19 protein-coding genes are annotated in these 25500 nt (G+C 64.4%); 6 read left to right on the plus strand and 13 right to left on the minus strand.

Features of this window, described 5'->3' with window-relative positions; translation table 11 throughout:
* Positions 1 to 217: 217 nt before the first annotated feature.
* The 6 genes from QEN71_RS34140 to QEN71_RS34165 form a co-directional block, all read right to left on the minus strand.
* Positions 218 to 1168: an electron transfer flavoprotein subunit alpha/FixB family protein gene (locus QEN71_RS34140; RefSeq protein ID WP_201647615.1), complete on the minus strand. Its 951-nt coding sequence runs from the start codon at positions 1166 to 1168 to the stop codon at positions 218 to 220.
* Positions 1168 to 1968 (minus strand): electron transfer flavoprotein subunit beta/FixA family protein, encoded by an 801-nt coding sequence (locus tag QEN71_RS34145; RefSeq protein WP_201647617.1) that lies wholly within the window; start codon positions 1966 to 1968, stop codon positions 1168 to 1170. Before QEN71_RS34145 ends, QEN71_RS34140 begins: the two co-directional genes overlap by 1 nt.
* Positions 1965 to 3521, minus strand: coding sequence for a hypothetical protein (locus QEN71_RS34150; RefSeq protein WP_201647619.1), 1557 nt, complete (start codon positions 3519 to 3521; stop codon positions 1965 to 1967). The genes QEN71_RS34145 and QEN71_RS34150 overlap by 4 nt, the downstream gene beginning before the upstream one ends.
* Positions 3522 to 3542: 21 nt before the next feature.
* Entirely contained in the window at positions 3543 to 5705 is a 2163-nt protein-coding gene (locus QEN71_RS34155; protein ID WP_201647622.1) for a heterodisulfide reductase-related iron-sulfur binding cluster, read from the minus strand.
* A gap of 138 nt (positions 5706 to 5843) precedes the next feature.
* Positions 5844 to 8036, minus strand: coding sequence for an oxidoreductase (locus tag QEN71_RS34160; protein ID WP_201647624.1), 2193 nt, complete (start codon positions 8034 to 8036; stop codon positions 5844 to 5846).
* A 188-nt stretch (positions 8037 to 8224) separates the two neighbouring features.
* The gene (locus tag QEN71_RS34165; RefSeq protein WP_201647626.1) at positions 8225 to 9337 is read right to left on the minus strand and encodes an aminomethyltransferase family protein; all 1113 of its coding nucleotides are present in this window, start codon (positions 9335 to 9337) and stop codon (positions 8225 to 8227) included.
* Positions 9338 to 9838: 501 nt separating this feature from the next.
* Here QEN71_RS34165 and QEN71_RS34170 point away from each other — a divergent pair.
* From QEN71_RS34170 to QEN71_RS34190, 5 genes are all read left to right on the plus strand, one after another.
* Positions 9839 to 10795, plus strand: a complete 957-nt coding sequence (locus QEN71_RS34170) for a PDR/VanB family oxidoreductase (protein ID WP_201647628.1) — start codon at positions 9839 to 9841, stop codon at positions 10793 to 10795.
* 15 nt (positions 10796 to 10810) lie between these two features.
* Positions 10811 to 11881, plus strand: a complete 1071-nt coding sequence (locus tag QEN71_RS34175; protein WP_201647630.1) for a heme-dependent oxidative N-demethylase family protein — start codon at positions 10811 to 10813, stop codon at positions 11879 to 11881.
* Between the two features lie 188 nt (positions 11882 to 12069).
* On the plus strand, positions 12070 to 13749 hold the full coding sequence (locus QEN71_RS34180) for an APC family permease (protein WP_201647633.1): 1680 nt from the start codon (positions 12070 to 12072) through the stop codon (positions 13747 to 13749).
* A 35-nt stretch (positions 13750 to 13784) separates the two neighbouring features.
* Complete coding sequence (locus QEN71_RS34185; protein WP_201647635.1) at positions 13785 to 14378, plus strand: dimethylamine monooxygenase subunit DmmA family protein; 594 nt, start codon at positions 13785 to 13787, stop codon at positions 14376 to 14378.
* 135 nt (positions 14379 to 14513) lie between these two features.
* Positions 14514 to 15659 (plus strand): porin, encoded by a 1146-nt coding sequence (locus tag QEN71_RS34190; RefSeq protein ID WP_201647637.1) that lies wholly within the window; start codon positions 14514 to 14516, stop codon positions 15657 to 15659.
* Here QEN71_RS34190 and QEN71_RS34195 read toward each other — a convergent pair.
* Positions 15656 to 17497, minus strand: a complete 1842-nt coding sequence (locus tag QEN71_RS34195; protein ID WP_201647639.1) for a histidine kinase — start codon at positions 17495 to 17497, stop codon at positions 15656 to 15658. The genes QEN71_RS34190 and QEN71_RS34195 overlap by 4 nt on opposite strands.
* A gap of 66 nt (positions 17498 to 17563) precedes the next feature.
* Here QEN71_RS34195 and QEN71_RS34200 point away from each other — a divergent pair, with 66 nt between their 5' ends.
* Entirely contained in the window at positions 17564 to 19435 is a 1872-nt protein-coding gene (locus tag QEN71_RS34200) for a sensor domain-containing diguanylate cyclase (RefSeq protein ID WP_201647647.1), read from the plus strand.
* An 8-nt stretch (positions 19436 to 19443) separates the two neighbouring features.
* Here QEN71_RS34200 and QEN71_RS34205 read toward each other — a convergent pair whose 3' ends face one another.
* The 6 genes from QEN71_RS34205 to QEN71_RS34230 form a co-directional block, all read right to left on the minus strand.
* A complete protein-coding gene (locus tag QEN71_RS34205; protein ID WP_201647649.1) occupies positions 19444 to 19932 on the minus strand; it encodes a hypothetical protein in 489 nt (162 codons plus the stop codon).
* Positions 19933 to 19973: 41 nt separating this feature from the next.
* The gene (locus QEN71_RS34210) at positions 19974 to 21617 is read right to left on the minus strand and encodes an APC family permease (protein ID WP_201647651.1); all 1644 of its coding nucleotides are present in this window, start codon (positions 21615 to 21617) and stop codon (positions 19974 to 19976) included.
* Positions 21618 to 21772: 155 nt separating this feature from the next.
* Entirely contained in the window at positions 21773 to 22903 is a 1131-nt protein-coding gene (locus QEN71_RS34215) for an aminomethyltransferase family protein (RefSeq protein ID WP_201647653.1), read from the minus strand.
* A gap of 230 nt (positions 22904 to 23133) precedes the next feature.
* The gene (locus QEN71_RS34220) at positions 23134 to 23421 is read right to left on the minus strand and encodes a hypothetical protein (protein WP_201647655.1); all 288 of its coding nucleotides are present in this window, start codon (positions 23419 to 23421) and stop codon (positions 23134 to 23136) included.
* Positions 23408 to 24085 (minus strand): hypothetical protein, encoded by a 678-nt coding sequence (locus QEN71_RS34225; RefSeq protein ID WP_201647657.1) that lies wholly within the window; start codon positions 24083 to 24085, stop codon positions 23408 to 23410. Before QEN71_RS34225 ends, QEN71_RS34220 begins: the two co-directional genes overlap by 14 nt.
* Positions 24086 to 24102: 17 nt before the next feature.
* Positions 24103 to 25497: an APC family permease gene (locus tag QEN71_RS34230; RefSeq protein ID WP_201647659.1), complete on the minus strand. Its 1395-nt coding sequence runs from the start codon at positions 25495 to 25497 to the stop codon at positions 24103 to 24105.
* Positions 25498 to 25500: the final 3 nt, after the last annotated feature.

Raw genomic sequence — 25500 nt, forward strand, 5'->3', positions numbered from 1 at the left:
TGCTCTTCCTGAACTCATTGACCCGACCGATCGGCTTCGTCGGTCCGGCTGGCATGACTGCGTCTTGCGGCGCAGGGCGATGTCGTGAAGCTGTGAGCGGTGGCTTATTGTTTCTGTTGCCGAAGTGTTGCGTCGCTGAGTTTAACAATTAACCACATTTGAAAAAATAGTGTGAACCCGGAATGCGTGCGCGTTCCGGGTTTTCCATGATGCCCGCTCAGAAGTGGCCGCGAAGCTCTTCCGCAATGTCGAAGATGTCGCCGACGATGCCGTACTTCGCGATCGAGAAGATCGACGCCTCGGGATCGGTGTTCACGGCGATGATGTTCTCGACGTGCTTCATGCCCGCCATGTGCTGGACCGAGCCCGAAATGCCCATGGCGATGTACAGCTTGCAGGCGGCTGCCGTCTTGCCGGACTGGCCGACCTGATGCGCCTTCGGCAGCCAGCCCGAGTCCGCGATGGGACGCGAGCAGCCGAGCGTCGCGCCGAGCGAGCCGGCGAGTTCGCGGAACTGCTCGACATTGGTTTCCTCGCCGATGCCACGGCCGATCGACATGATGAAGTCCGCGCCGACAATATCCACGTCGCCGCTCGCAGCGGGTTCTTCGAACGACACGTGAGCGCTGCGCGGCGTCACGGCGGGGGCGTCGAACGTGCTGATTTCAGGCGTGCCCGCCGCGTCGGGCGCCTTGAATGCGCCCGGCCGCACGGTGACGACGACGGTCGTGCGCTCCGGAAACTCGATCTCCATGTTGACCTTCTGCCCGTAGCCCGAGCGCGTGGCGATCCAGCCTTCGCCGTCGCGCGCGAGCCCGAACGCGTCGGTGGTGAAGCCGTAGTTCCCCTTGACCGCGAGCGGCGCGGCGTAACCGAGCGTGTCGATCGTATGCGGCAGCAGGACGAGCGAAGGCTGGCGCGCTTCGATCAGCGCCTGCGTCACCGCCTGATACGTGTCGGGATCGAACGCATCGTTCGCGGTCTGCACGGTGACGATTTCGTCGACACCCGCCAGCTTGAGTGCATCGACGAATGCAGCGGGCGTTGCGCCCAGCACGGCGACCGTCACGCGCTCGCCGCCCGCTTCGCGCGCCGCGCCGATCAGTTCGGTGCTCACAGGGCGCAGTTGCCCCTGACGATGTTCAGCAATAACCAGAATCCCGCTCATTACGCTTCTCCCCGAAGTTCCTTGATGATGCCCGCGAGGCGGGCGGCCTGTTCGGCGGGCGTGCCGTCGATCATCTGCGCGCGGCCGAGTTCGGGCACATACACGCGCCGGATACGCGACAGCGAGCCGCGTGCTCCCGTTTGCTCGGCAGGCAGGCCGAGTGCGTCCGGCGTCACGGCTTCGATGGGCCGCGACGCGGCCTGCTTGATGCCGCGCAGCGACGCGTAGCGCGGCGTGTTGATGCCCAGTTGCAGCGTGAGCACGGCGGGGCATTGCACGGTGACGTTCGCATAGGCGCCGCCTTCCAGTTCGCGGCGCGCGCTCGCCGTGCCCGCGCCGGGCGCGTATTCGAGACCCGCGACGACGGCCGCGTGCGGCCAGTCGAGCAGACCCGCGAGCGCCATCCCCGTTGCGCCGTACGCGTGGTCGGACGCCTGCACGCCGGCGAAGATCATGTCGGGCGCTTCGCGGCGTGCAAGCGCGGCGAGCGCGCGCGCGACGCCGACGGGGTCGGCGTCTTCCAGTTCGTCGCTCCAGATGCGGATCGCGCGGTCGGCGCCTTTGGCGAGGCACTTGCGCAGTTCTTCGTCGGCGTGCTCCGGGCCGACGGTGACGACGACGACTTCGATGCCGTCGCCATTGGCGCCTTCCTTGAGCCGCAGCGCTTCTTCGAGCGCGTAGTGATCCCATTCGTTGAGGTCGAAGACATGAAAGTCCGCTTCGACATCGCGATCGTCATCACGCAGCTCGAAATCTTCGTCGAGCGACGTGACCTGCTTGATGGTGACGAGTATCTTCATCCTGCCTCCTCCACTGATGTGGTCAGTTGATGTGTGTCTGGTTCAGGTGATGCCGCGTCGTCAGCGGCGCGCCGTTGCTGGCGCTCCCGCTCGCGCGCGGCGGCGAGCGTCCCGGCGAGATGACCGACCATGCGGGCGCGCGCTTCCATGTCCGGCTCGAAGCGCATGCGCCAGCGGTCCGCGTCGGTCAGGCTTTGATGCATGAACACCAGCACGCGATGCAGCGGATACGACTCGTCGCGCAACGGCAGCAACACGCGCCGCTGCGCATGACGATTGAGGATGACGGCGCGCCGCACATCGGGCGATGCATGTTGTGCGAGGCGCGCGAGCGTCGCCTGCGGCGTGCAGCGATGGCGCGCGACGGCCGCCAGCACGTCGATATCGGCGTCCTGCAAGAGCCGGTGCAGCACGGCGCCGGGCAGTTCGTCGCGCAACGCGACGCCTGCGCGGACCCACGCTACCGCGTCGTTTGCCAGCAGCGTGACGAGCGTCATCGGACAAGCCGGATGTCGCGTGACCGAGCGGCGCACGTCGGCCTCGCGGTCGCGGGCGAGCCGGTCGAGCCAGCTGCGCGGACAGGCGCGGTTGCGCGCGAGACTGCTGCGCACCCACACGTCGCCGTCGCTGGCGAGCCACTCCACGACCTTGAGGGGAAGATCGTCGCGCACGGCGACCGCGCGCCTGACGAGCGTATCCGCGTCGAAGCACAGCAGGATCAGCGCGCCTGCGGGTGTCGCCGGATTGGTGGCGGCCGCGCGACGCACGACCGGGTCGTCGTCGCGTGCGAGCGCGGTCAGGATTTCGCCCGTCGTGCGCACGTTCGAAGCAAGGCTGCGCCGCTCCGCGCCCGACGCCGGGACCGTGCGCAACAGTTCGTTCGGACACGCGCGATGACGCAGCACCTGAGCGCGCACGGCGCTTTCGTGCGTGTTTTGCCAAAGCTGGTGCAGCGTGCGGGCGTCGGTTGCGAAGTGAATCGCGAGCAGCCGTTGTAATGGCGCGATGCCACGGCCCGCCAGTTGCGCCAGCAAATCGGCTTGTACGCCGACGTTTTCGCACAGCGAGCGCAAAGTTTCGAGGCTGTCGGTGTGCGCTGCGATCTTCGCCAGCAGCGCGGGCGGCGCAAGCGGGTGTCGCGCGATCAGTTGCGCGAAGCGTTGCGCGTTCTGTTCGGGCATGGCCGCTTCGAGCGATGCCGCGAGCGTTTGCAGCCCTTCGGCGGGCGTGGCGGCATTGCGGGCGAGACGCGTCGCGAGCGTGCTGTCCGCGTCGGCGGTGGCGAGCGTGCAAAGCCGCGCGAGCACGGCAGGCGGCGCATACGGGCACGCCGCGAGCGCGAGCCGCTCGCTGCGCGCCCCGAACATGCGCGCTTCGAGCCGTTTGCGTTCCGCGCCGCCTGCGTGCGGATAGAGCATCGCGCACGCGAGTGCGTCGGGCGCGTCGAGTGCGAGCCGCACGAGTTCCCGCCAGTGGCGACGCAGCCGCGCGCCGTCGCGCGCAGCATTCGCTGCGTGCGGCGGGCTGTCGGCGTGACGGGCGGGGTTCGTCATGGCGCTTATAGGTAGTGTTGCTCAGGCGTCGGCCGTGACGCGGACATCGTCCGCGGGCGGCGCGTCGCCATCGACATCGACGAGGCTCTCGGCGATCAGCTCGATCAGCTCGCGCACGACGAAGCGTCCTTCGTAGCCGCTCGTCTTCAGCGCGTCTTCGAACATCGTCAGGTCTTTCGGGCAGGACACGACGAACACTTCCAGACCTTCGATGCCCGCCGCTTCCTTCATGCGGTTCTGCGACGGCTTTTCCTGTCCGACGGGATCGTTCATCCAGATACGGCCGCCGCCCGCGCCGCAGCAGAACGAGTTGTCGCGCGAGCGCTTCATGTCGACCAGTTCGCAGCCGAGCGCTTCGATGATCTGGCGCGGCGCGTCGTAGCCCTTGTTGAAGCGTCCGAGGTGACACGGATCGTGGAAGGTCACGCGATAGCCGAGCTTGCGCTTCGGGCGCAACCGGCCATCGGCGAGCATGCGAGCGACAAGACTCGTGTAGTGCTCGATCTCGAAGTGGCCGCCGAAGTCCGGGTACTCGTTGCGGATCGTGTTGTACGAGTGCGGGTCGGTGGTGACGATGCGGCGGAATTGCGACGAGCCGAGCGTCGCGATGTTCTGCGTCGCGAGCACTTCGTACAGGCCTTCTTCGCCGACGCGCCGCACATCGTTGCCCGCGTTCGCTTCGCCTTCGAACAGCAGGCCGAAATCGACATCCATATCGTGCAGCAGCGTCGCGAACGTCTGCGTGACACGCTGGTTGCGCGGATCGAACGATGCATAGTCGCCGACGAACCACAGCAGATCGACGGGCTCCTTGCGCGCATCCTTGATCGGGAAGGGCAGCGACTTGGTCCACGCGGCGCGCTTGCGCTTCGATTCGTTGAACGAGTTGCCGTTCTTGTGAATGGCCTGCAAGGTCTTTTGCACCTGCGGCTCCATCTGGCCATCTTCGACGAGATTGCGGCGCAGCTGCACGATGATGGGCACGTGCTCGACGGCGACGGGGCAAATCTCCACGCACGCCATGCAGGTCCGGCACGACCAGACCGTTTCCATGAAGACCTGGCCGATATCCTTGCCGTGCACGTCGAGCTTGACCTCTTCGGGCAGCGTGTTTTTTTCCAGCGCATCGTTGGCGAATTCGCGCAGCGACAGAATCACGTCGCGCGGCGACAGCGGCGCGCCGACCGCGCGGGCGGGGCACGCCTCATGGCAGCGGCCGCATTTCGTGCAGGCGTCGAGATTGAGCAAGTGCTTCCACGTGAAGTCGGTGATCGTCTTGTAGCCGGCGCGCGGCGCGTCGGCGTCGACTTTCGGCAGGCGCTGCGCCGCGAGCGGATCGCGCATCAGCAGCGAGCCGCTTGCCGTGAAGATGTGCTTGACCTTCGTGTACGGAATCAGCGCGATGAACGTCAGTGCGAGCGCGCCGTGAAACCACCACAGGCCCGTGCGCAACACGTACGCGGCCGATGCCGTGAGTCCCGCGCCGCGCAGGATTTCGGCGAGCAGCGCAGCGACAGGCGACCACCAGCGCGTATCCCAGACCACGGCGCGGTCCTGCAACCACACGAGGCGCAATCCGCTCAGCACGAAGCCTGTGATGCCGATCAGCACGAGCGACCACAGGAACGCCCAGTCTTCGCGCCGATAACCGCTGCGGTCGTAGTCGGGGTCGCCGGGCTTGCGATCGGGGCGCGCGTAATCGAGCTTCGGCGGCTTGATCCAGCCGCGCCGCACCATCATGTAGATCAGGCCGCCCACCAGCGACAGACCGGCGAGGTTCATCGCCAGCTTGAAGAACAGATAGAAGTTGCCGTTCCAGAAGTGGAAGCCGAGAAAGCGCGCGGTGATGTCGTAGTCGACGGTGACGGTCGCCGTGCCGAGGAACAGCACTGCGAAGCCATAGAAAATGAAGCGGTGCGCGCGACCGGCGGCCGGATCGCGACGCGCGATCGTGCGATGGCTCAGCACGACCTGCACCATCGCGCCGATTTGCTTGCGCAGATCGATCGGGCCCGCCACGGGCTTGCCGCGCCGGTACTTGCGCACCTGAATGTAGACGCCCCACGCGAACGCGGCCATCGCGCCGACGCCTGCCAGATAGAACAGTACGATCGCGAACGTGGGGAAGCCCTCGAAGAGGATCCGGGTGACGTTGACGGGGTCGAAGTTCGCTGCGCTCGACATGGGCTCGTCCGTTGAATGAGTAAAAAGGGGCCCCCGCCGCGGCATCTGCGATGCGCGTGGCGTCCTGCTTGCAGGGAAGGGCGGAGGAAGCCGGCGGGCTCGCCGGCCTCCGTGCCTGCGGGTGCGGCTTCGGCCGCGCTACTTCTTGTAGACGATCTCGAAGGTGCCGCCGGGTTTGTGCGGCGTGCCCCAGACGGCCACTTCACGCTTGTACGGCAGCGGGAACTGGGCGTTCTTCTCTTCGATTTCTCGCGCGAGGCGGTGGCCCGTGAAGGTCGCATCGGCGATCAGTCGCGGCGCTTCGGCATCGCCGATCAGATACACCGACTTGATGCCCTTGCCGTCCCATTCGCTCTCGCGCGCCTTCAGTTCGCGATACAGACCGTCGTTCGAGCGGCGGGCCGTCACGAGCACGAGCGAATCGAATTCGAGCCAGCGGTGCGTCTTGTTCTCGTCGCGCGGCAACTGGCCGGCGCCCTTGTACGTGCGGCGCGAACCATCGCCCCAGATGTTGTAGATCTGGATGCGGCCCGGCTCGATGCGGCTAGCGAAGTGATCGCCGAGTTCATGCACGCCCAGTTCGTGCAGGCGGCGCATCATGTTCGGATACTCGAGCGTGAAGTGCATGTAGTTCGCGAGATGCACGCCGCTGACGATCGTCACTTCGTGACCGGCCGCCGCGAGTTTTTCCGCGAGGCTCGGCGCCATGAAGTACGTGTCGGCATTCAGGATCACAACGCGCTTGCCGATCGCCTTCTTGCCCGACAGCACCTGTTCCGGCGTCAGCTGGTCCGGTTGCGTTGCGTCGGCGCCCGGAATGGGGTCGTGCGTCAGGCAGTTGGTGCCGTCGCCGACCCAGTGCGAACCCGTCGCAATCACGACTTTCTCGGCGCCGTAGTCGAGCACGTCGTCGGCCGTGAGCGGCTTCTGACCGAGCGCGAGCTGGCTATGGCGATTCTTCTTCAGCAGCTTCGTGATCTGCGTTTCGCGATAGTCGCGGTGATAGCCCCATTCGCCGAGGCCCGGCAACGTGACCACGCTATTCAGATGGCCGCCGATCTTCTCCGCCTGGTCGACGAGGTGCACCGTGTAGCCGCGTTGCATCAGCACGCGCGCGCACTCCGAACCCGATGGGCCTGCGCCAACCACGAGCACCGAATCGTTCGAGCCGCATTCGGCGAACTTTTCCGGGTGCCAGCCGCGGCGGTATTCTTCACCGGCTGTCGCGTTCTGCGTGCAGATCATCGGCGGGCCGCCGATTTCCCAGCGCGAAATACAGACGTTGCAGCCGATACACACGCGAATATCGTCGACGCGGCCTTCGTCGATCTTCTTCGGCAGGAACGGATCGGCAATCGACGGACGCGCCGCGCCGATGATGTCGGCGATACCCTTCGTGACGATCTCCGTCATCTTCTCGGGATCGGTGAAGCGGCCGACACCGAGCACGGGCTTCTTCGAGACTTCCTTGATGAAGCGCGTCCACGGCACCTGATGACCCTGCAGATAGAAGCGCGACGGGCCCGCGTCTTCACCCCATTCGGCGATGTCGCCGACGTCGACGTCCCACAGATCGACGAGCGAATCGGCCATCTCGACGAACTTCATGCCGTCCTTCTCGACTTCGATGCCGCCGCTGCCGTACAGCGAATCGACGGCGAAGCGCGTGGCGATCGCGCAATCGCTGCCGACGGCGCGACGCACTTTCTCCAGCGTTTCGAGCCAGAAACGCGCGCGGTTTTCAAGCGAGCCGCCGTAGCCGTCGGTGCGCTTGTTGTAGTACGGCGACAGGAACTGCAGCGGCAGATACGAGTGCGCGCCGTACACATAGACGATGTCGAAACCGGCGTCGCGGGCGCGCAGCGCGGCATCGACATAGAACTGCTGCACGTCGCGGATGTCGTCGAGATCCATCTCCTTGCAGTAGGTCAGCGTCTCGAACTCGGACGCGTACTGGCTCGGACCGCGAGGCGTCGCGCGGCTCTCCATACACGGCGCGTGCGCGCCGCCGTACCACATTTCGATGCCTGCCAGCGCGCCGTATTTGTGCACCTCTTCCGTCATCGCGCGCAGGTTGCGCACGTCGCCTTCGTCCCAGATGCGGGCGGACAGACGGTGCGTGTCGTCGGATTCGGGGTGGATCGAGCAGTACTCGGTGTTCATCGCGCCCCAGCCGCCTTCGGCTTTCATCGAGCGGTGGGCGGCCTGAAAGCCCGGCAGGTTGCTGCCTGCGCCGATGCAGTGCGGAACCTGATAGAAGCGGTTGCGCAGGGTCTTGGGGCCAATCTGGATCGGCTGGAACAGCACGTCATGACGGGGATCGCGGGGCATGGGAAACGTCTCCTTTAATAAGGACTACCGGGACAAAGGCGGGGGCCGGTCATCGACCGTCGAACCCCGGACAGTTCTTGTACTTCGCTCTGCCTTTGTCTTTCTCGTGGTGACGGCACGCGCGCTTTTGTTTGCGCGTGCCGCCGTATCGTGGGTAATGCGATAACGAATGCGGTAAGGACTGCGGGTCAGGCGGCGACGCGGGTGCGCAGGCGCATCGGGTCGTAGAACGGCGTCTTGCTGACGACGCCGCTGAACTTGCCGGCCGCGTCGCGAATCTCGACCTTGGTGCCGAGCGCCGTGTGATACGGCTTCAGGTGCACCATCGCGAGCGATTGCATCAGATAGCGGCTGAAAATCGAACTCGTCACGACGCCGACCTGCTCGTCGCCGATATAGATCGGCGAACCGGCGCTCACAGCCGCGTCGTGCTTGACCACCACGCCTGCCTGCTTCACGCGTTCCTTGCCGCGCGCCGCGAGCAAGGCCTGCTTGCCGACGTAGTCGCCTGCCTTGTCGACGTCGACCATCCAGTCGAGATTCAGCTCCCACGGCGTGGTGTCGCCTTCGGGCATGTCGAACGGATAGAACAGCAGCGCGGCTTCGATGCGTGCGATTTCCAGCGACATCCACGACGCAGGCACGGCGCCGTGCGGCTTGCCCGCTTCGAGAATGCCGTCCCACAGCGCGACGGCGTCGGCGGCGGCGCACGACACTTCGAAGCCCTGTTCACCCGAATAGCCGCCGCGCGACACGATGATCTTGCGGCCGAACAGTTGCGTCTCGACGTGCGCGAAGTAGGGCAGCTTGTTCAGTTCGATGCCGATGTGCGGCTGGAGAATGTCGGTCGAACGCGGACCTTGCAGCGACAGCATGTGAACGTCGAAGTCCTGGCGCCATTCGACGTTGCGCTTGTGCGCGGCGCGTTCGAGCAGCGTCTGCGTGGTGCCGCCGCCATGCGAAAGCCTGAAATGCTGCGGAGCGTCGTAGATCACCATCAGGTCGTCGCAGACGCCGCCGCGCTCGTCGACTTCGGCGGCGAGCCGCGCGGTGCCCGGCTTCATGCGGCTCACGTCGACGGCGCAGATGCTGTCGATCACGGCGGCCGCATCGGGGCCCGACACGCGCACGATGTTGAGCGCGCTGATGTCGTAGAGGCCCGCTGCCGTGCGCACGGCCACCACGTCGTCATACGGATCGCCCGAGTAGTACCAGGGAATCGGCATGTCGTTCCAGGAGTCGCCATCGAGCTTCGAACCGAGCTCGCGATGACGGGCGTTGAGAATGGATTGCCTTGTCATGATGTTTTCCCGAAAGTAGGACCCTTTGCTGGGCAATGACTGCGCGTCTGGTGATGCGAAGGCGGTGATATCGGACGGACTGGGTGCACCAGCGTCGATGAGCGCAAGTCTCTGCCGTTCAATTTCGCCCCACAATCGCCCGGTGGCACTACCTCCCGGTGGGTAGGCGCGGGTACTCCGGCTGCGCCGGCGTGAGAAGAAATCGAAGCCCGCGAGGGCCGATGCGAGACTGTACGTTTGCCGAAAGGCGTCGGTAAAAGAGGCGGGAGCGCCAATGCCGGCGCGGCTCGCGGCTGCGCGAGCGAGGCCTTTGCGAAGCGCGGAATGACGTGGCGGGCAGCGTCGTGCGCGCCAACCATTACTGCCGGGGGACTACCCACACCGAATCATTGATAAGCGTTTTTTGCAGGCCGATGCTACTCCCATGAATGCAACGACGCGAAGGACAGGCAGCGCCTGTCACTCACGCCCACAGCTGAGACTCATGGAGGTGTCGACGGCATGAATGCTTCGAGAACGATCCCCGTGCGAGTCGCACGCGTCGAACCGGTGACGCAGGATGTGCGACGCTTTACGCTCGAATGCGCGAATGGAGGACGGCTTCCCGCGTATTCGGCGGGCAGCCATGTCGTCGTGACGATGCGCGGCAAGGAGCGCGTCTGGCGCAACGCCTATTCGCTCACGACGCCCGCCGGTGCGCGCGACGCGTATCAGATCATGGTGCGGCGCGTGCCCCAGTCGCGCGGCGGTTCGGCCTTCATGCACAGCGAAGTGCGCGAAGGCAGCGAACTCGACATTTCGATGCCGTCGAACTTCTTCCCGATCGCGCGACGCGGCGCGAAGCACGTGATGATCGCGGGCGGCATCGGCCTCACGCCGTTCCTGTCGATGCTGCCCGAGCTGGCGCAGACGGGCGCGCGCGTCGAGATGCATCTGTGCTGCCGTCCTGAAGACGAGGCGTCGTTCGGCGAACTGGTCGCCAATCGTACGACGGGCGGTATCGCCATCTACACCGACCTGTGCGACGCGAACGAGCGCTTCGGCGCGATGCTCGCCGCGCAGCCGGCGGGCACGCATCTCTATACCTGCGGACCGGAAGGCCTGATGAGCGGCGTCGCGAGCACGGCCCGCGCGCTGGGCTGGCCCGCGAGTCATTTCCATCAGGAGAGCTTCGGCGGCGGCTCGCACGGCGCGCCCTTTACGGCCGTGCTCGCGCAAAGCGGGCGCGAGGTCAAGGTGCGCAGCGACGAAAGCCTGCTCGAAGCGCTGGAGCGCGAAGGCGTGGACGCCCCGTACATGTGCCGCGGCGGCGCATGCGGCACCTGCGCGCTCGACGTGCTCGAAGGCGAGCCCGATCATCGCGACTTCTGTCTCGGCGAGGCCGAGCGGGCCACGGGTTGTCAGATGCTGCCCTGTGTGTCGCGTGCGCGGGGCGAACGCCTCGTGCTGAACATCTAACACTAGGGGGACCTCATGGCAATCGACTTCAAGACGGATGAAACCTTCCGCGACACCTTCACGTTTCGCAACAGCGACGAGGCGATCCTGCGTTTTCCGTTTCCGTTCCCCGAAGACGCGTACATGTACTCGATCAATATCGAGCCGCATGTGAAGGAAGGCAACTCGCCCGTGTTCCTGTCGACTTTCGACATCGACGAGCACTACGTGGCCGAGTGCCGCGACCGCGCGCTGACGCTCGAACGCGATCCGTTGCGCTGTCAGGTGCTGGACCACATGGGGCCGGCGCAATGGGACACGCTCGAACTGATCATGGAAAGTCTCGCGGAAGACTACCCCGAGCATTTTTCGCTGACACGTAACGGCGATCAATGGACGTGGATCAACCGTCCGCTCGGTCTCGAACAGACCTTCACGTTCGGCGATGCGAGCACGCTGCCGTGTTCACCGTTCGAATATGTCACGCGTCAGGCGCAGGGCGACTACGTGCTGATCGATCAGCGCGACGACAACCTGTTCATGGACGGCGGCATGGTCACGACCCAGGCGGACTGGTCGCTCGACTTCGATCTCGGCATGAACTTCATGGAATGGCACGGCCCGGTGCCCCTCGCGCATCAGGCAGGCATCTTCGAGCGCGCGCTGAAGTTCCTGCTGCGCCTGCAACTGGGCGCGCCCGTGCGCCGCCTGAACTGGACGATGACGGTGAATCCGCGCCTCGATACGTCGCCTGAGCATTACCACGAATGGGGCCGCGACCGCGCGAGCGTGACGCCGGAGAACGTCGGCGACAAGCTGCATCTGCGCGTGGAATTGCAGACGCTGTTCCGCCTGCCGCGCAGCAACGCAATTCTCTTTTGCGTGCGCTGCTATCTGATCGGTGTCGGCGAACTGGCGCGCGTGCCGAAGTGGGGCAAGCGCCTGCATCGTGTGCTGTCGACGCTGCCGCCGGAGCTTGCCGATTACAAGGGCATCACGCGCTACCGGCAGACGGCCATCGAATACCTTGCGCCGCTCGACGATGGCAGCGCGCTGTCGAAGGGCACGCATCCCGAGGTCGAGCGGCTCGGGGTGGAAGTCGACTAGACGAAGTTTGCGAGGGGCATACGCGTTAAACGATCTACGCCGTTAAACAAGCAAAAAGCAACCACAAAAGCAACCACAAGCTGTTGCAGTGTTTCCTTCCCGCGTTCGCGCCGTCGAGGCGCGGGGCGGGTGCTTTCACGCGGAACGATTCCCACAATCGGTATTCCACCGGAAAAAGGACGACAGTTATGAGTGCGGTTTCCGAAGACTACGTTGCCGAGGCAGCGGACGGTACCTTGCATCGAAAGATCAGCTGGACGGGTGCATTCTGGGTGGCGAGCGGCGTGCCCGCGCTCGTGCTCTTTTCGATCGGCTCGATCGCGGCGACGGTCGGCAAGCTGTCGTGGGCGGTGTGGATCGTCTCGATCGGTCTGGGCTTCATCCAGTCGTTCTCGTATGCCGAGATCGCCGGTCTCTTTCCTCACAAGTCGGGTGGGGCGTCGGTGTACGGCGCGATCGCGTGGGTTCGCTATTCGAAGCTGTTCGCGCCCCTGTCGGTCTGGTGCAACTGGTTCGCGTGGTCGCCCGTGCTGGCGATCGGATCGGGGCTCGCGGCGGGCTACATTCTCTCCGTGCTGTTCCCCGCCGACGCCGCGATCAACACATGGCAGGTCACGCTGGTGAGTCTCGACTGGATCCGTTCGGGCCTGAGCCTGCGGATCAATTCGACCTTCATACTCGGCGCGGTCGTGTTGCTGATCACGTTCGCGATCCAGCACCGCGGCATTCTGAATGCGGCGCGCATCCAGACGATACTCGGCGTGGCCGCACTGGTGCCGCTGATTCTCGTCGGCACGGTGCCGCTCTTCAGTGGTGATCTGCCGCTGCACAATCTGTTTCCGCTCGTGCCGTTCGCGAAGGACAGCGCCGGACAGATCGTCGACGGCACCTGGGATCGCGCAGGCATCACGCTGATGGCGGGCGGGCTGTTCATTGCGGCGTGGTCCACGTACGGTTTCGAAACGGCCGTCTGCTACACGCGTGAATTCCGCGATCCGAAGGTCGATACGTTCAAGGCGATTCTGTATTCCGGGCTTCTGTGCATCTTCGTGTTCACGATCGTGCCGCTGGCGTTCCAGGGCGTGCTGGGTCTCGGCCACATGGTCACGCCCGCCGTCAAGGATGCTGCGGGCAATATCGTCACGCCCGCCGTGTACGACGGCATGCTGTCGCCCGATATCTACAGCGGCATGGGCGTCGCGAAAGCGATGGCGCCGATGATCCACGGCGGCCTGCTGGTCGAGCGCGTGCTGATCGTGATGCTGGTGCTGGCGCTCGTGCTGGCCATCATGACGTCGATGGCGGGTTCGTCGCGCACGCTGTATCAGGCGTCCGTCGACGGCTGGCTGCCGAAGTACCTGTCGCACGTCAACGAACACGGCGCGCCGACCCGCGCGATGTGGACGGACCTGTGCTTCAACCTGGTCCTGCTGTTGATGTCCGACTATGTGTTCGTGCTGGCGATGTCGAATGTCGGCTACATCATCTTCAACTTCCTGAACCTGAATTCAGCGTGGATTCACCGCATGGACCGCCCGGACTGGAGCCGGCCGTTCCGCGCGCCGAACTGGCTGCTCGCGCTCGGTACGCTGTTCTCGTTCGTCAATCTGGCGCTGCTCGGCATGGGTGCGGATATCTGGGGTTCCGGCACGCTGATCTCGGGCCTGTGCTTCGCGGCGCTGATCCTGCCCGTGTTCCTGTTCCGCCACTACGTGACCGACAAGGGGCATTTCCCCGATGCGATGAAGGAAGACATGCAGCTCGTCGGCTCGCAACGCGTCGCGCGGCGCGCAGGCATCCTGCCTTACGTGACGGTCGCGGCGGGCATCATGGTGGTTGCGGTCACGCATAGTCTCGCCATCTACTGAACCTCGGAACCTCGCATCGAATGGATGAAACTACCATGATGTCGACCAACAAGAGCCGGCCCGAGTACGTGCGGCTGGCTCCCGATCTGCACGGCACGCGCCACTGGTTCATCACGAACGGCGCGAGCGCCGAGGATTGCGTCCGCGCGAGCCTCGCGCTCGCCGGGCTCGCGCCGATGGAAGTGTGGGAGGTGCAGGATCCAAAGCGGCACGGCGCGGGTGTCACGTTCCACGAGGCGAGAGAACGCACCTTCGCCGACGACGCCTCACTGTTTGCCGCGCTCGACGAGGCGTTGCGCGATCCCGCCGTGGCGACCGTCGGCCTGCGTCTCTACGTGCTCGGCAGCGAGCCGTTCATCTGGTCGGTCCGGCGCATCGCGGATCATTACGCGCTCGCGTCGGAAGCCGTCCAGGTGCAGCACAGCGGCACGCTGCAGCGCCGCGTCTACTGCATTCACTGTCACGCGTTCAATGATGCCGTGACACGGAACGTCGTGACGTGCAACGGTTGCGGACTGCAACTCCTCGTGCGCGATCATTTTTCACGGCGCCTCGCGGCGTTCATGGGCGTGCAGGCGGATGCCGAAGTAGCCGGCGAACTGCCTGCCATCTCACAGCCCTATCTGTAGTTCGCTGTCGTTCTTCCCACGAGTCTGATCGAGACGCTCATCGCGCTGCTTCCGCGGCGCGGTGAGTACGCGCGCATCGCGGCGTTCTGCGCGATGTCCCGTCACATCACTGCCAGCCAATACAAAGAGACTTCGATGAATGACTTACCTCGCTATGCAGCGCTTATGGCCTTGTGCCTGTGTGGAACCAGCGGAACCAGCTATGCGCAAAGCTCCGTCACGCTCTACGGCGTGCTCGACGACGGCCTGAACTACACCAGCAACGCCGGCGGCCACCATGCTTTCGCGATGGTCAGCGGCGATACGGCCGAAACGAGCTTCGGACTGAAGGGAACGGAAGATCTCGGCGGCGGACTGAGCGCGATCTTCACGCTCGAAAACGGTGTCAACCTGAACAACGGCCAGCTCAACGAAGGCGGCCGGCTGTTCGGGCGGCAAGCCTTCGTCGGCCTGTCGTCGGAACCGGCGGGCACGCTCACGTTCGGGCGGCAATACGACGCAACGATCGACATGTGGAGTCCGTTCACCGCCGCAGGAAGCTCGATCGGCGATCTGGCCGCGCATCCGTTCGATAACGACAACGCGGACTTCGACTTCCGGCTCAACAACTCGGTGAAGTACGTCTCGCCGACACTGGCCGGCTTCCAGCTCGAAGGCGTGTATGGCTTCAGCAACGCGACCAACTTCTCGTCGAACCGCGCGTACAGCGCGGGCGTGACTTACAGTACGGGTCCGTTGTCCGTGGCGGTTGCCTATCTGCATCTGAACGGTGCGGGCAGCGGCACGGACGGCGCCGTGACCTCCGATGCCGTGTTCGTTGCGACGAGGCAGCAGAACATCGACGCGGGCGTGAAATGGACGTTCTCCAACAACGCCAATATTGCGCTCGCGTATTCGCACGTCGACGTCAGGTCGCCCACGGGTAACGGCTACGCGCCGGACATCGGCACGCAGACCTGGACGTCATGGAAATTCGACAACATCGAGGTCAACGGACAGTATTATTTCCAACCCGATCTCTCGCTGATCGGCGCCTACACGTTCACGCACGGCAAGCTCGAATCCACCGCCGGCAGCGACAGCCCGAACTGGCATCAGGTTGCGCTGATGCTGAACTACAGCCTCAGCAAGCGAACCTCGGTCTACGTGCAGGGCGCGTGGCAACACACCAATGCGAATACGGGCACCGATCTCGATGGCGCGCATATCGTCGGGTCGAGCGGGCTGTCGTCGAGCGGAAACCAGGTCGTTGCGCGCCTGGCGATGTCGCACAAGTTCTAGCGCACGCCGGCCCCGCTGGTCGCGCGCGCCTTGTATCCGGCGAGCGCGGAGGGCACGAATGTGAGCACCACGCGCGAGCCCCGTTCGGCCGGTTTCACTTCGAGCCGTCCGCCGAGGCTGCGGGCGCGCTCGCGCATGATCGACAGGCCGAAGTGATGTTCGTCGCCCTCGGTGCGGCTGATGCCGCGGCCGTCGTCGTCGATCGACACGGTCATCGTGTGGCCGTCCGACATCAGTTGCACCTGGGCCGTCGTCGCGCGCGCGTGACGGAGGACATTGGTCAACGCCTCGCGCACGATCTGCGCGACGTGCATTTCCTCGTTGACGGACAGACGCATGCGCGGCACCCGGTTGTCGATCGAGATCTGCACTTCGCTGCGCGAGCCGAACTCCTCGGCGAGTTCTTCGAGCGTCGACGCGAGGCCGTGTGCGTGCATCGGCGAACGGAACGTGGTGAGCAGTTCGCGCAACTGCCGGTACGCGCTGTCGATACCTTCGCGAATGCCGCGCGCGATTTCGGCGATGTCGCTCTGCGAGAGTTCGGGCGGCAGCACGGCCTGAAGGCGCGCCAGCTGGATCTTCATGTACGACAGCGATTGCGCGAGCGAGTCGTGCAGTTCGCGCGCGATGGCATTGCGCTCTTCGAACAGCGCCATGCGCCGGTCGCGCACGTCGCGGCTCAGGTTGGAGATCGCGTGGGCCAGCACGCTCGCGATGGTCTCCATCAGATACAGGTGACGCAGCTCGAAGCGCGTCTCCGGCTCGCCTTCCGCGATCAGCACGCCGTAGCTCGCAAGCGGCACGCGCACGGGCGCGGCCAGCACGGGCGGCGGCACCTGGCCGTCGTCGAGCCGCGAGAACGTGTGTATGCCGGCGAGCGTCATCAGTTCGTTCGTCACGCGTGCGCGCACGATGGACGGCACGTCGCCATTGGGCGACACGACGGGATCGATGTCGAGCAGCTGGGCCGTCGATTCCGTGACCACCAGCGCGATACGCCGCGCGCGCAGCACACCGACGAGGCGTTGCAGCAGCGCTTCGAGCGTGCGGCCGGACGGTTCTTCCTCGGCAAGCTGCGCGCAGATGTGATGCAGCAGTTCGAGCGACTGGTCGGCGAACGTAATGTAGTCCTCGACGATGCGCTTGAGCCGCACGGACTCGTCTTGCTCCGTGCGCAGCCGCACGGCGAGCTGGGCTTGCAGCTTCAGCAGCCGGTCGATTTCGTCGCGGCCTTGCGGCGCCATCAGTCCCGTTTCGACGAGCGCCTGCAATGCCGCGTTCGGCCGCGCGACGAGCGTGCGCCGCGTGCCCCATGCGAGCGACACCACGCCGAAGATCAGCAGACACACGGTGCAGGCCTGCAGCAGCCCGAGCACGGCGGCGTGCACCTCGCTCTGATACGCGACCTGCGAGCGCAGCGCGCCGAGCGCCGCGAGCTTCGTATCGGGTTTTACACCGACGCTCGCGTCCGGTTTTGCCGTGCGTTCCGTGGCAGCGGACGCACTCGCTGCCGCCAGTGCGCCGCCGATTTCCGGCGTGGGCGCACCGCGTTGCCTCCAGTCCATCAGTAGCGTATCGTTGCGGACAAGCGAGTCGGCCAGTTCCCTCAGGGCCCGCGCGGTATCGGGCGAATCTGCCTGCAGGCTCGCCGCCTTGTGTTCCAGCCGCATGGCTTCGTCGAGGGAGAACAGCGTCTGCCGGAAGCCTTCGCTGCCTCGTGTCTGCATGAACGCGCCCAGATAAAGCACGGTGATCAGGGCGACGATACAGGCGAGCAGCAAACAGACTTTCGCGTACAGCGGATAGCGGTGAATGCGCGCAGACTGGTTGATGTTCATGAGCGGGTAGTGTGAGTTCGCGCGGCGTTGGCGATCAGTTATCCTGTTTTTTGAAGCGAGAACGTCATGTCGGTTTATCTGTTCGCCACGGTGCTGCTGGCTGCAGTGGCTGCACTGGTGATTCCCAGACTCGGATACAGCCCTGACAACAATGATCTATTGTATGTCTCGATCGGGCTGGCAGGGTGCCTTGCGACATTTCTGCTCAGCATGGCCTACGGCGCGCGCCGCACGGCGCCGCGCATCGTGCGCGCGGCCGAGTCGCCGGAGCTGGGCGCATTCGCCGCCAATCTTTCCACACCCGCCGTGCTGCTCGACAACGACGCCCTCGTGTTCGTCAACAGCGCGTTTCTCAAGCACGCGCGCTGGGAGTCGTACGCCGATGAAATCGTCGGAATGCCGTTCAGCAATCTCGTTCATCCGCAGTCGCTGCTCGATCTGACGGCATTGCTCACGCAATCGCGCGACGGCGAAGAGCGGACCGCCGGGTCGCTGCGCATCGCGTATGGCGACGGCAGTTTCCGCCTGCATCCCGTCACGGCGTTGCGCGCGCGCGGCTCGCGCATGACGCTGCTGCAATTTCCCGCGCCTCATACCAGCGTCGATGCGCAGCGCAGCGAGCTTCAACTGATGCAACACTGCAAGGACGCCGTGCTGCAATTGCCTCAGGCGCTGTTCCGCGTCGACCGCGAGTTACGTCTGATCTTTTCGAATCCTGCATGGCGCAACCTGATGCGCGCGGTCGGCAGCGATGCCGAGCTTCGGCCGTTCTCGTCGTTCTTTCATCCCGAAGACGCCGAGACGCTGAATGCACGCCTGAAGGCGCTGCTCGACGGGCAACTGAGCGAACTGGTGACGGAAGCACGTCTCATCCGCGCCGACAACACGACGGCACACGTCGAACTGCGCCTCGATGCCGTGACCGACGACGAAGGTGTTCTGGACGGCGCGGTCGGTCTCGCGACGGACATCTCCAATCGCCGCCGCAACGAAGAAGCGCTGCGCGCGAGCCGGCGCAGTCTGCGCACGTTGTTGTCCAACCTGCGGGCGATGATCTATCGCGGGCAGAACAACCGCGACTGGTCGATGGAGTTCGTCAGCGAAGGGTGCTTCGATCTGACGGGCTACGAGGCGTTCGAACTGATCGACGAAAGCCGCCTCGCATTCCGCTCGCTGATCCACCCCGACGATCGCGAGTTTGTCTGGAACGAAGTGCAGGCGCGTATCGTCGCCCGTGAGCCCTATGAACTGACCTATCGGATCGTCGATCGCTCGGGACAGACCAAGTGGGTCTGGGATCAGGGCTGCGGCGTCTATTCGGCGCGCGACGAGCTGATGGGCCTCGAAGGCTTCATCGTCGAAGTGGCGCGCAGGCAGATGGTCGAGGAAAACGCCCGCCGCAGGCTGTCGTTCGAACATTCGACAGGGCTTGCGAGCGCGTCGACCTTTATCGACCGGATGGAGTTTTCGGCGGCCATCTCGGCGCGGACCGCGCTGCCGTGCGCGATCTTCGCGATCAACGTGGGCGAACTCGAACACGTCGCGGCGCGCTTCGGCCAGGACTACGCCGACCGCGTGATGATCGACCTCGGCAGGCGGCTCGAAGCGACGCAAGGGCAACTCAATTGCGCGGCGCTGCTCGACCCGCATGTGTTCGTGGTGATGGTGGTCGATTTCAGCGCGGACGCGCTCGCGTGGTGCGGCGACGACGTGCAGCAGCTCGCGCAACGCGCGGCGGCGAATCCCGATGCCGTGCTCGACGAGCTTCAGGACAGCTTGCGCGGCCTGCTCGAAGCGCCCGTCCGTATCGAAGGCCATGAGTTCAGCGTGCCGACGCGCATCGGCTGCGCGTCGATCGGTCATGGCAAGAGCGATCCGAAGAACGTGCTCGACCATGTACTCGCGGCATCCGGTTGGGAGGCGGCTGGCGACGCGTGAGCGCCGTTTCAGAGCGTGCTCATGCTGCTGCGCGTGTCGAGCAGCGCGAGCACGGGTTCGAGTGATTGGTCCGGCTTGCCTTGCGCTTCGAGGCGGGCGAATTCGAGCAACGCCCGTTCATGGCGGGCGAGTTCGGCCAGGATCGCCGCGTCTTCCGGGGCACTGTTGCGCGCCAGTTCGTCGTACAGCGTGACGAACCGGCCGATCTCGTCGATGAACCACGCGATAAAAGCGGGCCACGACTGTCCGACGTGCTGTTGCGCAAGACGAATGCCCTTTTCGCGTTGTACGGACTCGTCGATGCCCGTGATGCCGAGGCGCTTCACCAGCGGCATCATGCGCGCGGCCGTCTGTGCTTCGAGCCGCGCCATTGCAGCGAGCTTGCGCTGACGATCGGGCGCCTGCGCTTCGCGGGCCATCGCGGCGAACCACGCCTCGCCGTATAGCTCGCCTTCGTAGGCCGCCTTGATGCTGGCGATGTATGCGGTTCTGTCCACTTGCGAGACTCCTTGAGCAGCGCGGTCTGCGAACGCAACCGTTACGCCGGAAACACGGCGAAGTGATGGGACAACCAGACCACGAGCACGGTCGCCACCAGCGTCAGATACGGAAGCCAGCCAGCCGCGCGGCGGCGGGTCGTGCCGTCATCCGGCCGCAGTTCGAGGTCGTCGAGCATGGCGTCGGGGAAGCGGCCTTTGTCCTGCACGTAGTGGCGATAAATGAAGACGGGGATGATCAGCGCGATCGCCACGAGTCCATTGCGCAAGGTGCCCGGTCCCCAGATGTCCGCGCCCGCGCCGATGCATACCAGATCGATGAAACCGCACAGTGCGCCGAGCGCCAGCAGCCAGTTCGGACATTTGAACGGCCGCGCCCAGGTCGGACGATCGAGCCGGTGAATCCAGCCCGCCTGAAGGTTCAGGAACACGAACGCGAAATAGCAGACGTTGGACATCGCGAGCACCGCGACGTTATCCGACATCATCAGCAGGATCAGGTTGAAGCAGAGGTCGGTCCACATGGCGCGCGTGGGCGCGCCGTGTTCATTCACGTGCGACAGATAGCGCGGCAGCCAGCCGTCGACGGAGGCCTGATACAACGTTCGGGACGAGCCCATCATCGAGGTCATCACCGACAGCAGCAGCGTGAAGACGAGCATCACGACGATCAGGTAGAAGATCGCCGCGCCGCCGCCGATGATTCTCGCCATCGCAGCCGCGACACCCGTGCCGTCGTAGATTTCCGGCGCGAGCAGCCCCTTGAGTCCCATTGCACCCTGGAACGACAGCGGCACGAGGATGTACACGGCGAGGCACAGCAAGCCCGAATAGAAGATTGCCTTGAAGGTATCGGTTTTCGGATTCTTGAACTCGCGGGTGTAGCAGACGGCCGTCTCGAACCCGAAGGTCGACCATCCCGCGACGAAGAGTCCGCCCATCATCAGCGTCCAGCCGGCGGCATTCCATGTCCCCGGCACGACGTTGCCCTTGGCGTCGTGCGCAAGCGGCAGCAGCGGAAACCAGTTGCTCATGTGGACCGTGCCCGTGAGCAGCGGTTCGAGACCGAAGACGGTCAGCGGAATCAATGCAATGATGCCCATGTACTTCTGCAGCTTTGCGGCTCGCTCGGCGCCGTGGTGCTGGATGAAGAACGTCAGCAGCAGCAGGGATGCACCGAGGATGAACGTCGAGTTGATGCGCAGGTTCAGGCCGTCCTTGATGAAGTCGAGCTTCAGCAACGTGAACGACCATGTGTTGATGGCGGCATCGGCGGGAAACAGCGTGGAGAGAATGTAGCTCGCGCCGAGGCCCGTACCGAGCGCCAGCACGGGCGACCACGCGAACCAGTTGCACCATACCGACACGGGCGCAAGAAACTTGGAATACCGGACCCACGCGATAGCGCCGTAAATCGATGCGCCGCCCGATTTGTGCGGAAACAGCCCGGAGATTTCGGCGTACGTGAAGCACTGGATAAAGCCAATGGAGATGGACGCGATCCAGATGATCCACGCGGGCTGACCGACCGTTGCGGCAATCGCGCCCAGCGTGAAGAGGACGAACGCCGGCGAGCCGCTCGCCACCCAGAATGCGTCTTTCCATGTCAGCGAGCGTTTGAGGGTCGACCGCACGCCGTCGTCGGCCAGTCCCTCCAGACGGTGAATCTCTTCGGTTGCACTCAATTTACGTCTCCTCGATCACGTGCCCGACAACGCGTCGCGGCCGTGATCTGTCGATATCGAAGAACAAGGCAGGAATTCATGGTGCAATGCGCAAGCGGCCGGTCACAATACCTCGGGGTAGGTAAGACCGCCGGTGCATGCCAGCCAGAATGTGGTTAGCCGATCGCCGTGCGCTTCTTCTTTTCCGGATCGTCGAATGGCAACGCCGCCGCTGTTGCGCGTGCATCGATACTGCCTCGTACTTCCAGCGCGACGCCGTCGCGGGCGTGCTCGACATTCATGCGGGCTATGGCGAGCGAGCGGCCCGTCAGGCGCGAAACCATGCCGCACGTGATCACGCCGACCTGTTCTCCGTCACGCCACAGCGTGTCGCCCGCGGACGCGGCCTTGGACGTCGCAATGTCGACACCGTAAATCCTGAAGCGCTCTTTCCCCGCGAGCCGGAAATGTTCGCGCGCGCCGCAGAACTCGGTCTTGCCGGGTGACACGGTAAAGTCGAGACCGAGTTCCCACAAGGTGTCGCCCGCCTTTTCGTCCGCGAACGGGTACATCTCCGAGTTGTCGTACGGGTAGAACAGCAGATAGCTCTCCACGCGCAACCAGTCGAGCGCGAGGAACGCGCATGGCACGATGCCGAAGCCCGCGCCTTTGGCGAGGATCGTGTCCCAGATGAGCGGCGCGTCAGCGGCCTTGCAGAAGATCTCGTAGCCGCGCTCGCCCGTATAACCCGTGCGCGAGATCATCACGGGCCGCCCGAACAGACGCGTCTGCGTGTGATGGAAATAGGGCAGATCGCGGATGCCGGGCACGTGTTCCGCGAGGAAATCCACCGCGTGCGGTCCCTGCAGCGACAGGTCGTGCAGATCGTCGTCGAACAGCACGGCCACCTGGCGACCCTGCGCGGAGCGCACGAGGCGCTCGTAGCCCGCGCCCGCGCCGTGCACGACCATGAAGGCATTGGGCCCCGTGCGGTACACGATGCAGTCGTCGATGAACTTGCCTTCCTCGTTCAGGATCGCGGCGTATGCCGACTTGCCGGGATACAGCTTGCCGATGTCGCGCGTCGTCGCCCAGTCGAGCAGGCTTTCGGCGTGCGGGCCCACGTAATGGACTTTTTTCAGGCCGGATACGTCCATCAGTCCGGCTTTCGTGCGGATCGCCTCGTGATGGTCGGCGAGGTCCGTCGAATAGGTCCACGCCGTGCCCATACCGTTCCAGTCTTCGAGACTGGAACCCAGGGCACGGTGACGCTCTGCGAGCGCCGAGATGCGCCAGGAATTTGCCATAGAACACTCCGTTAGGTCGATGATGGGATTCATGCATGTCGCTGTCTCTACAGGTGAGATCGTTTCTTATCGGCGACAAATGCTCAATCCGTTAGTCGGGGTACGACTAATGAGGTAGACGAAACGGGGAGAGGGGGCAGGCCGCGATTGCGGCGACAACTTTTTTATTTGATTTTTGTGAAGCGTACGGGCGTGAGGACGCCGGCGGGCGATTCACCCGGAAACGTTCATCAGGCGGCAGCGCGACTGCGGAACATTTCCCATCGATAGCGCGCGATCATATACGCGTCCATCACGGCGATCGCGTAGACGAACACGCCGCCTGCATGGCTGCCGATGAACGATCGCCCGGGCGGGGCAAGCTGCATCGTCACGAACCCGAGCGAGAGCATGAAGAACAGCATGATGAGCGCTCGCGTCGGCATCCGGTTGATCACCTGTCCCGCGCCAGGCAGCAGAACGGCTGCCATCAGCACGATGTACGGATGCACCGGCCGTGTGGCCTTAAGCTTGCCCATGAACGCCTCCCTTCATCACAGCGGCGCATACCTGCACGGCCTGATCGAGCAGCGAGCCGACGAGCGCCGCCGGCAACCGCGCGTCACGGAACACGGCGCGCCGCAACACGAGATACTCGCTGCGATCCGCGCCATGTGCCTGATAGACGATCCTGACACCCTCGCGGGTCACGAGCATCTCCTTCGCGCGAGGGTCTGCGAAGAATGCGCGCACGTGAGGATCGAGCGCGGCGAAGGGCAACTCGGCAGCAGGCCGGTCGGCCTTGATCGTCATCTGTCGCGGCCATTCATGCGGCGTGGCGATGCGAACGGGCAAACCGTCGGCGGGCGAATAGAACTCTGTGTTCTGCGCGCGAGCGAGCATATCGACCCTGCCCGCGATGGGCAGCTTGCGCTTCACCGTGACGAGCAGCCACAGCGACGGCACCTTGCGAAACACGACGTCGTCGACGAGTGGCGCAATGTGCACCTCGTATCCGCCATACGTTCCCGCCAGCACGGGCCAGGCGACGGCATCCTGCGTAACGCGATGGCCTTCGAAGAGAGCAAGGCACGCGTCGAACAGCTTGCCGCGCTCCGTTCTCAATGCATGGCGGTCGCGCCGGTGCATCAGCACCAGCGCGACCGCGAACAGGACCGCCAGCACGATTCCCGCTGATTGCATATCGGATGCGCCTCGCTTCAATAGTTCTTGGGACGCGGCCAGTCCATCGTGAACTGATCGCCGCGCTTCACGTATTTGTATCGATGCAGCGCGAACCAGATCGACGCCATGATGTAGAACGCCATGATCGACAGCAGCGACGTGCCGTAGCCGAGATACGTCGCGAAGTAGGTCGCGGTGCACAGCACCGCCAGCACGATCGCCGGAATGGGATGGAACGGATGGATGTAGCCGCGATTGATGCTGCCGAGCGGCCACTGGCGGCGAAACTTGATGATGTTGATCGACATGAACGTATAGCCGAGCAGCCCCGAGAGGATCGAGAACGTGATCACCTGATCGAGCAGCCCTGTGAACGCGAACGAAATGGCGATCGGCACGAGAAAGATGATCGCGCGATAGGGCGTTCGGTAACGCGGATGCACCGCGCCGAACCACATCGGCATATAGCGGTCGCGCGACATCGAGAACCATGCACGCGATGCGTCGTTGATGCAGCCATTCGCCGAGGCTACCGCAGAGAACAACGTGCCCACGAAAAGCAACGTCTGCAAGCTCTTGCTGCCGGACAGGCGGGCGGCGTCATATAGCGGCGTCACGGCCTGGCCAAGATATTCCCACGGCATCAGGCCCGTGGCGACGTACCAGGTCATGGCGGCTGCAATGAGCAGCGTGATCATCCCGCACATCGTTCCGAGCGGAATGGAGCGGCCCGCCGAGCGAACCTCTTCGGCAGCCTGACAGGTGCCTTCTATGCCGAGGTAATACCACATGCCGAACTGCAACGCGGCGACCACGCCAAGCCACCCATAGGGCAGTTGAGTGAGAAGCTCGCGATGAATGAGTGTCTGTCCGGGATGCCACGGCGCGACGCCGAGAAACAGCACGACGATCGCGATGAACGCGACGGCCGTGATCACGAAGTTGACCGTCAACGTCACGAACACGCCGCGATAGTTCAGCAGCGCGAGAAACGCGATCGTCACCAGCGTGAATGGACGCGAGTCAAAATTCGCGTAGCCCGAGTCGGCGGCGACGGCCTTGATCAGATCGCCGACCACCAGTGCATCGGCGGCTTCAAGCATCGTGTAGGCCATCACCAGATACAGGCCCACGTTGAACGCCATCAACGGTCCGATGATGTGCTTGGCCTGCGTGTACTGGCCGCCCGCGGCCGCGACGGTCGATGTCACTTCAGAGTCGATCATCGCGACGCACGTATAGAGCAGGCCGATGATCCAGCACGCGATCAGCGATCCATACGCACCGCCTTTCGCGACCGAGAAATTCCAGCCCATGAATTCCCCGACGAGCACGATGCCGACGCCGAGCGCCCACACGTGAATCGGACCCAACACTTTCAGCAACGCGATCCGCTCGCCTTGCTGCGCTACGCCTGCTGCGTCACTCATGAG

The organism is Paraburkholderia sabiae (assembly GCF_030412785.1).
Taxonomy (GTDB): domain Bacteria; phylum Pseudomonadota; class Gammaproteobacteria; order Burkholderiales; family Burkholderiaceae; genus Paraburkholderia; species Paraburkholderia sabiae.